This is a genomic window from Roseateles sp. P5_B10, assembly GCF_056400485.1.
In genome coordinates, this window is record NZ_JBFULE010000225.1 from 1 (window position 1) to 7208 (window position 7208).

At 67.5% G+C, this 7208-nt stretch carries 7 protein-coding genes; 6 read left to right on the plus strand and 1 reads right to left on the minus strand.

Annotation, left to right across the window (positions count from 1 at the left end):
• From AC1DU6_RS15045 to AC1DU6_RS15070, 6 genes are all read left to right on the plus strand, one after another.
• Positions 1–428, plus strand: a 428-nt coding sequence (locus tag AC1DU6_RS15045) for a PA14 domain-containing protein (RefSeq protein WP_477858031.1), incomplete at its 5' end; no start/stop codon positions are given.
• 37 nt (positions 429–465) lie between these two features.
• The gene (locus tag AC1DU6_RS15050; RefSeq protein WP_457324290.1) at positions 466–1458 is read left to right on the plus strand and encodes a hypothetical protein; all 993 of its coding nucleotides are present in this window, start codon (positions 466–468) and stop codon (positions 1456–1458) included.
• Positions 1459–1482: 24 nt separating this feature from the next.
• Complete coding sequence (locus tag AC1DU6_RS15055) at positions 1483–2400, plus strand: alpha/beta hydrolase (RefSeq protein ID WP_457324291.1); 918 nt, start codon at positions 1483–1485, stop codon at positions 2398–2400.
• An 11-nt stretch (positions 2401–2411) separates the two neighbouring features.
• Complete coding sequence (locus tag AC1DU6_RS15060; protein WP_457324292.1) at positions 2412–3854, plus strand: DUF1593 domain-containing protein; 1443 nt, start codon at positions 2412–2414, stop codon at positions 3852–3854.
• Positions 3851–4414 (plus strand): hypothetical protein, encoded by a 564-nt coding sequence (locus AC1DU6_RS15065; RefSeq protein WP_457324293.1) that lies wholly within the window; start codon positions 3851–3853, stop codon positions 4412–4414. The genes AC1DU6_RS15060 and AC1DU6_RS15065 overlap by 4 nt, the downstream gene beginning before the upstream one ends.
• Before the next feature lie 270 nt (positions 4415–4684).
• Complete coding sequence (locus AC1DU6_RS15070) at positions 4685–6400, plus strand: tetratricopeptide repeat protein (RefSeq protein WP_477858034.1); 1716 nt, start codon at positions 4685–4687, stop codon at positions 6398–6400.
• An 87-nt stretch (positions 6401–6487) separates the two neighbouring features.
• On the opposite strand, the gene AC1DU6_RS15075 is transcribed toward AC1DU6_RS15070, so the two are convergent.
• A partial coding sequence (locus tag AC1DU6_RS15075; protein ID WP_477858036.1) for a methyl-accepting chemotaxis protein occupies positions 6488–7208 on the minus strand: 721 nt, incomplete at its 5' end.

Sequence of the window (7208 nt, forward strand, 5' to 3'; positions counted from 1 at the left end):
GCCGCCGCAAACCCATCAAGCCCGTGCGCCTGGCCCCGCTCGTCCTCACGCCGGCCGACCACCGCGAGGGCTTCCCTGGCCTGGACATGAACGAATGGTTCGGGCTGGACATCCGCTTCACCGTCAATATGCCGCAGGACCTCACCATGGACCTCATGCTGCTGTCTGACGACGGGGCCATCCTGACCATCGATGACGTGGAGGTGATCAACAACGACGGCATCCATGCGGCTTATCCGYTGATGGAAACCGTGAAGCTGGCCAAGGGCCTGCGTAATTTCCGTGTGCGCTACTTCCAGGGGCCTGGCTACGGTCTCGCGCTGATCCTGGGTTGGAAGAAGCCGGACGGCAAGGACTACCAGTACATCCCCCGCCGGCTGCTCGGGCGCCCGCCGGCCGCAGCCGCAGCCGCCTCGGCCCCGCAGTAGGCACGGCGACATTCGACGGTCCCAGGGAGAACACAAGATGAAGAAGACACAGAAGGATCAGGCCAGCCACCGAACGCGCAATGCGGTGGGCGCCGCGGTGCTGCTGCTTGCCGGCGGCGCCGCTGCCTGGCTGTACGGTCACAAGCCGGCCGGCGAAGCACCGGTTGCCGTGCAGGCTTCGGCGCCCGTAATGCCCGCAGCGCTCGCAACACCAGCCGAAGCAGCCAGCGCCGCAGCCGTCGCGGTCCAGGCAGTACCGACGCCTGCCGCGAGCAGGCCCGTGCTGCCCGGTCGCGCCAATGTCGCAGCACCGCCCGAAGGCGAATCGCCGACCGAGTCGCTGCGCAAGGTGCAGCTGGGCCTGAACGGCGGGACTGCGGAGGATGCGCTGAAAGCGGCCCAGACGCTTCAGCATTGCTCAATGATGTCCAAGGTCCCGGAAGCCCTCTTCGCCCTCCGCGATCAACCGGACCTGATGCCAGCCAATGTCAAGAAGGCGCTCAAGGACATGGGCGGCGAGGAGGGCGTGAGCAACGAGACGATCACCAACGCCCAGCGCGAGCAGCGTCGCTGCCAGGTCTTCGACGCCGCCACGCTGGCGCGCAGCGGTGAGCTCCTGCAAAAAGCCTATGAGGGCGGTGCTGCAGGAGCGGCGATGGCCTATCTGCAATCTCTGCAGGCTCCCGACGCCAAGGACAAGGCGGACCCGGCGCTGCTCGCCAGGCTGCAGGCCGATGTGCGCAAAGCTGCGCTGGCGGGTGATCGCAACACATTGATGTCGTTTGCCATGGCATCGGGCGATATGGCGCGCGACCTGGGCATTACGCCGACACAACGTAGCGGCTATAAGAATGCCTATCTGCAGATCACGGAAGAGCAAATTCCGGGCATGGCAAAGGGGATGGAAAAGGTAATCGATGCGGTATCACAGATGAACCCGTCGGCACCCCTCACCGCCGCGCAGCAACGCGAGGCCGACGCGCTGGCAAAACAGGTGGTCGACACTTGGCGGCGCGGCCGCAAGGGTTGATCACTTCGGAAACAAGCACTCCAAATGCAATACACCAAGACCCTGGCCACCATCGCCCTGTTGGCACTCGCCACCGCCGCTCCGGCGCAAGGCGTCGAGACCGTCACGCCTGATCGGGCGCGCGCCAACTTTGGCCGCCCGATCACCCTCGCCGCCGACGACGTGCGTGCCTTCCCCGCGCCGTCCGCCGGCTTCGCCGACCCGCGCGCCGGCGTGGCGCCGGGGCGCATCGAGGAGCTGAGCTACGCCTCCGGCGTCACCGGCACGCGGCGCTTGGCCGTCGTCTACCTGCCGCCCGGCTACTCGGCGCAGCAGCGCTACCCGGTGCTCTACCTGCTGCACGGCATCGGCGGCAACCAGCACGAATGGCAAGGCTATGTGCGGGCCAACACCGTCCTGGACAACCTGATTGCCGACGGCAAGGCGCTGCCGATGATCGTCGTCATGCCCAATGGCCGCGCGCTGCCCGACGACAGCTCGCCGCCCGCGGACCGCGTGTTCACGGCGGAGAACGCGGCCGGGTTTGCCAAGTTCGAGCGCGACCTGATCGAGTTCCTGATCCCGGCGGTCGACGCCAAGTACCCGACGCTGGCAGACCGCCAGCACCGTGCGCTGGCCGGCCTGTCGATGGGCGGCGGCCAGTCGCTGAACTTCGGCCTGGCCCACCTCGACACCTTTGCGTCAGTGGGCGGGTTCTCCTCCGCACCCAATACCAAGCCGGCCACCGAACTGCTGCCCGACCCTGCCGCCGCGCGGCGCCAGCTCGCGCTGCTCTACCTGTCCTGCGGCAACAAGGACGGCCTGATCAACGTCTCACAGACCGTGCACCGCGCGCTGAAGGAGCGCGGCATCCCGCACCTGTGGAACGTGGACGAGTCCGGCCATGACCGCGAGAGCTGGGCCGAGAACCTCTTCCACTTCTCGCAGCGCCTGTTCCGCTGAGGCCTGGACCGGTGCTCAGACTCTGCATCACCCTGCTGATCGGCCTGCTCGCCCTGCCGGGCATCGCCGTGGCCGAACCACCACTCGTCAAACCGCGCCTCGTCGTCCTCACCGACATCGAGAACGAGCCCGACGACACGCAGTCCCTCGTGCGGCTGCTGCTCTATGCCAACGACATCGAGCTGCGCGGCCTCGTGGCCACGACCTCGGTGCACATGAAGCAGGGCGTGCATCCCGAGTCGATCAAACGGGTGATCCAGCGCTACGCCCAGGTGCTGCCCCGGCTGCGCCAGCACGACCGCGCCTACCCCGATGCCGCGCAGTTGCTGGCGCGCGTCGTGACGGGCCAGCCCGGCTACGGCCTGCAGGCCATCGGTGACGGGCGCGACAGCCCCGGCTCCGAGCTGCTGCTGCGTGAGCTCGAACGCCCCGATCCGCGCCCGCTGTGGGTCAGCGTCTGGGGTGGTGCCAACACGCTGGCGCAGGCCCTGCACAGCCTGCGCCATACGCACCCGAAAGCAGCCGTCGACGCGGCGGTCAGCCGCCTGCGCGTCTACACCATCTCGGACCAGGACGACAGCGGTGCCTGGCTGCGCCGCGAGTTCCCGGGCCTCTTCTACATCGTCAGCCCCGGCAGCTATGCGCGCCCCACCTGGGCCGCGATCCACCGCGAGATCGAGGGCATCGACAACCAGCACGTCAGCAACGCCTGGATCGTCCGCAACATCCAGCAGGGCCACGGCCCGCTGGGCGCCGCCTACCCGGACATCGCCTACGGCATGGAGGGCGACACGCCCTCCTTCCTCGGCCTCATTCCCAACGGCCTGAACGCGCCCGAGCACCCGAACTGGGGCGGCTGGGGCGGGCGCTACGAGCAGTACACGCCGCGCCGCGAGGACACCGACCCGGACGGCTTCACCGGCGGCGTGCCCGTCGAGACCGAGACGCGCCCGATCTGGACCAATGCCGTGGATCGCTTCCGGCCCGTTGTTCCTGCAGCTTACGGCCGCCCCGTCAAGGCCGGGGAGCGTGAGTTCAACGATGCGCTCGTGACGCTGTGGCGCTGGCGCGAGGCCATCCAGAACGACTTCGCCGCCCGCATGCTGTGGACGACGCGCCCGCCCGCCGAGGCCAACCACGCGCCGGTCGTGCGCCTGGCCCATGCCACCGAGCTGCATGTACGCGGCGGCGACTGGGTCACCCTCGACGCCAGTCCCAGCAGCGACCCCGACGGCGACAGCCTGAGCTTCCTGTGGCTGGCCTACCCCGAGGCCGGCACGCTGAAAGCCCCGCTGCCGCTGGGCACCGAGGTTCAAGCCCGCATCGGCCTGCGCACACCCGAGGTGGACGCGCCGGCCACCGCCCACGTCATCGTGCAGGTCACCGACAAAGGCACACCCGCCCTCACCCGCTACCAGCGCGTCATCCTGCACATCGAGCCGAAGGCCCCATGACGCGTCGACAACGCCACGCGACCCGCTGGCTCGCCCTCGCCGCGACCGGCTGGTTGACGGGATGCGTGATCAACGCAGCCAAGCCCTACGACGGCGCGGCGCTGGATCCGCACGGTGAGCGCGCCATCGCCGTGGTCGGCGTCACGGTTGATCGCCCGTGGCGCTTCGAACGGTTCGGGGTGGTCCTGGACCAGTACGACGTGACCCAGCAGAAGATCACGGGCAATTGCTTTTCGTACAACCGGATCGAGGCCGGCGCGCCCGGCGTCCCAGGCCCGACTCGTTTCTTCGCCTTTGACGTGCCCCCGGGCCACTACGTCTACAGCGCCTTCAACGGCGGCAGGTTCGCAGCGAAGGACCAGGCATTCCTGCTGCCTGCAGGTCGTGCCATGTACATCGGCAACTTCGTCCTCGGTGACAACGACAGCGTCACGCTGCGCCGCGACACCGCGCAAGATCGCGCCGCATTGGCGCAGGCCCTGCCAAAGCTGGTTGCCCAAATGGAGACGGCCCCCACGGTCGCGGCAACAGCGGCGAAACCGTTCCTGTGCACGCCTTGAGGGTCACCGCCTGGCGCCACCCTTCTCTACCGTCGCTAACCAGACCTTCGTACACACGCGAAGTCGAGTAAAGACAGCTGCGCCAGTGACTCCGACCGCGCCCTGACGATGAAAATCGGACCCGCGGCGTCTCACTCCCTCTCACACATCGAAAAGGAATTTCCCATGCGCAACGGACCCTGGGCGAACACGCTCGCTGCCGCCCTCTGTCTGCTGTCGGCCTGCTCCGCTGGCGCCCAGCAATCCGGCCCGACGAATCTGGAACCGCGCGTGGTGGTGGCCGGCAAGAGGGGCGACCTCTCCGCGTGGTTCCGGGCCGAAAGCCAGCGCTTCGTCGTGTACTCCGACGCCAGCCAGGAAGACGTCACCCAGCTGCTGGACAACCTGGAGAAGCTCGACCATCTGCTGCGCATCTACACCCAGCCCCTGCGCCAGGCCGAACAGCCGGAACCCAAGCTGACGCTGTACTACCACAGCCGCGCCTCTGCCCTGGGTGAGATCGACGCCAGCGTGCCGGCCGATGCCGTGGGCCTGTACAGCAGCTGCACCTCCGGCGTCCAGGGGTTCGGGGTGCATCTGGAACGCGTCCCCAGCCTCCGCGACGAGCAGCTCGACAAGTCCCCGCTGAACGACACGCTGTCCTATGTCTTCGAGGCGTATGCGCGGCACTTTCTCTATCGCCATACGGACATCCGCACCCCGACGTCGTTCATCGATGGCTTCGCGCAGTACTTCTCCGCAGTGCGGTTCTCGGAAAAGCAGATGGTGGTGGGTCGCACACCGAAAGCCATCGCCCGCTACCTGAAGTTCATCGATGACGGCCGAAGGTACAGCCTCGAATACGACGACGTCCTGCAACACCGGCTCGCCAACGCCCACAACTACGCCGGCGACGCGGGCGTGCGCCTGGAGTTCGAGGCGAAGTCCTGGCTGTTGACGCACTACATGCTGTCAACGGAAGACAGGCGCAAGCGCCTGAACCGGTATCTCGGGCTCGTGGACCGCGGCGCTTCCCCGACGACGGCCTTCGAACGGGCCTACAACGTCAAGGCATCCGAGATCAGCGCGGTGATGTGGCGGTATGGCCTTCGGGGCATGGAGGCCCTGCGGGTGGCACAACCATCCCTTCCGGCTGCACGGCTGAGGTTCCATGCGCTGCCCCGCGCGGCGGGCGAATTCGTGCTGGCGGATGCCGCCTTGAAGGCGTGCCCGAACCGGCCAACCGGAGAGGCGCTGCTGAAGAAGGTCGCCGGCCTGGCGGTGCAGTTCCCGAACGACGACCTGGCCCGCCTCACCTTGAGCCGGGCGCAGATCGACTGGGGGAACCCGCAGGAAGCCTTGCCGGCGCTGAATGCCGTCCTGCAAGGGGATGACGCCAACTTCGAGGCCCGGTATCTGTTGGGCATGGCTAATCTGCGCCTGGCCGAGCGCAACGAGGGTGATGCCAGGCGCGCCTATCTCCAGGCCGCCCAGGGCCATCTGCAGCGCGCCCGCGGCTTGAATCCGCAATCACCGGAAGCTGCCTTGGCCGTCTTCAAGACCGAAGTGGCCGCCACGGATGCCCCAGACAGTGCTGCGCTGCAGGGTGTCATCTCGGCCTGGCAGACCGCGCGCGAAGTCGACGCGCTCGCGCGTTCCGCAGCGCTGGCCTACGCCTATGCCGCCAATGCAGACGAGGCACACCAGACTCTCGTTTCGCTAGTACAGAACATGCGCGATGAGCCCATGGCTCAATGGGCCAGGCAGTGGCAGGGTCGCCTCAACGCAGGCGTAACCCGTGGCGACATCCTCGCCGAGATGCGCCGCGACCCCGTGCCCGACGCGCCCTTCAAGGAGTGGACGGTCGACAAGGAAAGCGTGATGCAAAAGGTGGAACTCAGCTACGCCCTGGAGATGGCGCAGCCCTTCATCAAAGCCACGCAGGAGCAGCAAGGCAAGGCCGGGCAACCGGCAAGTGACCTCAGCGGCGGCAACCGGAAGAAGTAGGGCTGCGAACATGGCGCTGCAGGTACCGGTCGCGCACCTGAGCGGTCGCGGACGGGGCCCGCTTGCCGATCCTCAGTCGTTACGCGCTCACTGCCCAGTTCCAAGCTTGAACACGCCAACCACCTCGGTCAGGCGCCGCGCCTGCTGACTCAGGCTGTCCGCGGCAGCCGCCGATTCCTCCACCAGCGCCGCGTTCTGCTGGGTCACCTGATCCAGCTGGTTCACGGCGTTGCTGACCTCTCCGATGCCAACGCTCTGCTGGTCCGCGGCGGCGCCGATCTCTGCAATCAGCGTCGCGACCTGCTGCACGTTGCGCACGATCTCTTCCATCGTCACGCCTGCACCTTCGACGAGCCGCACGCCGGCATCCACCCGCTCCACGCTCTCGCCGATCAATACCTTGATTTCCTTGGCCGCGGTCGCGGCGCGCTGTGCCAACGTGCGCACCTCGCCCGCAACAACCGCGAATCCGCGGCCATGCTCGCCCGCTCGCGCAGCCTCGACGGCGGCGTTCAGGGCCAGGATATTGGTCTGAAAGGCGATGCCGTCGATCACGCCGGTGATGTCGGCAATCTTGCGCGAGCTGGCACTGATGTTCCCCATGGTCGAGACCACCTCCGAGACGACCGCGCCGCCTCGCGTCGCCACCTTGCTGGCGGCACCAGCCAATGCAGCGGCCTCACGCGCGGACGCAGCGCTGCGCTGAACGGTGGCCGTGAGCTCCTCCATCGACGAAGCGGTCTCCTCCAGATTGGAGGCCTGCTCTTCAGTGCGCTGGGACAGGTCCGCGCTGCCGGTGGCGATTTCC

What these genes read in the sequence shown, in the direction of transcription:
- AC1DU6_RS15050 (WP_457324290.1), top strand. Translation starts at nt 466, where the DNA reads ATGAAGAAGACACAGAAGGATCAGGCCAGCCACCGAACGCGCAATGCG.
- AC1DU6_RS15055 (WP_457324291.1), top strand. Translation starts at nt 1,483, where the DNA reads ATGCAATACACCAAGACCCTGGCCACCATCGCCCTGTTGGCACTCGCC.
- AC1DU6_RS15065 (WP_457324293.1), top strand. Translation starts at nt 3,851, where the DNA reads ATGACGCGTCGACAACGCCACGCGACCCGCTGGCTCGCCCTCGCCGCG.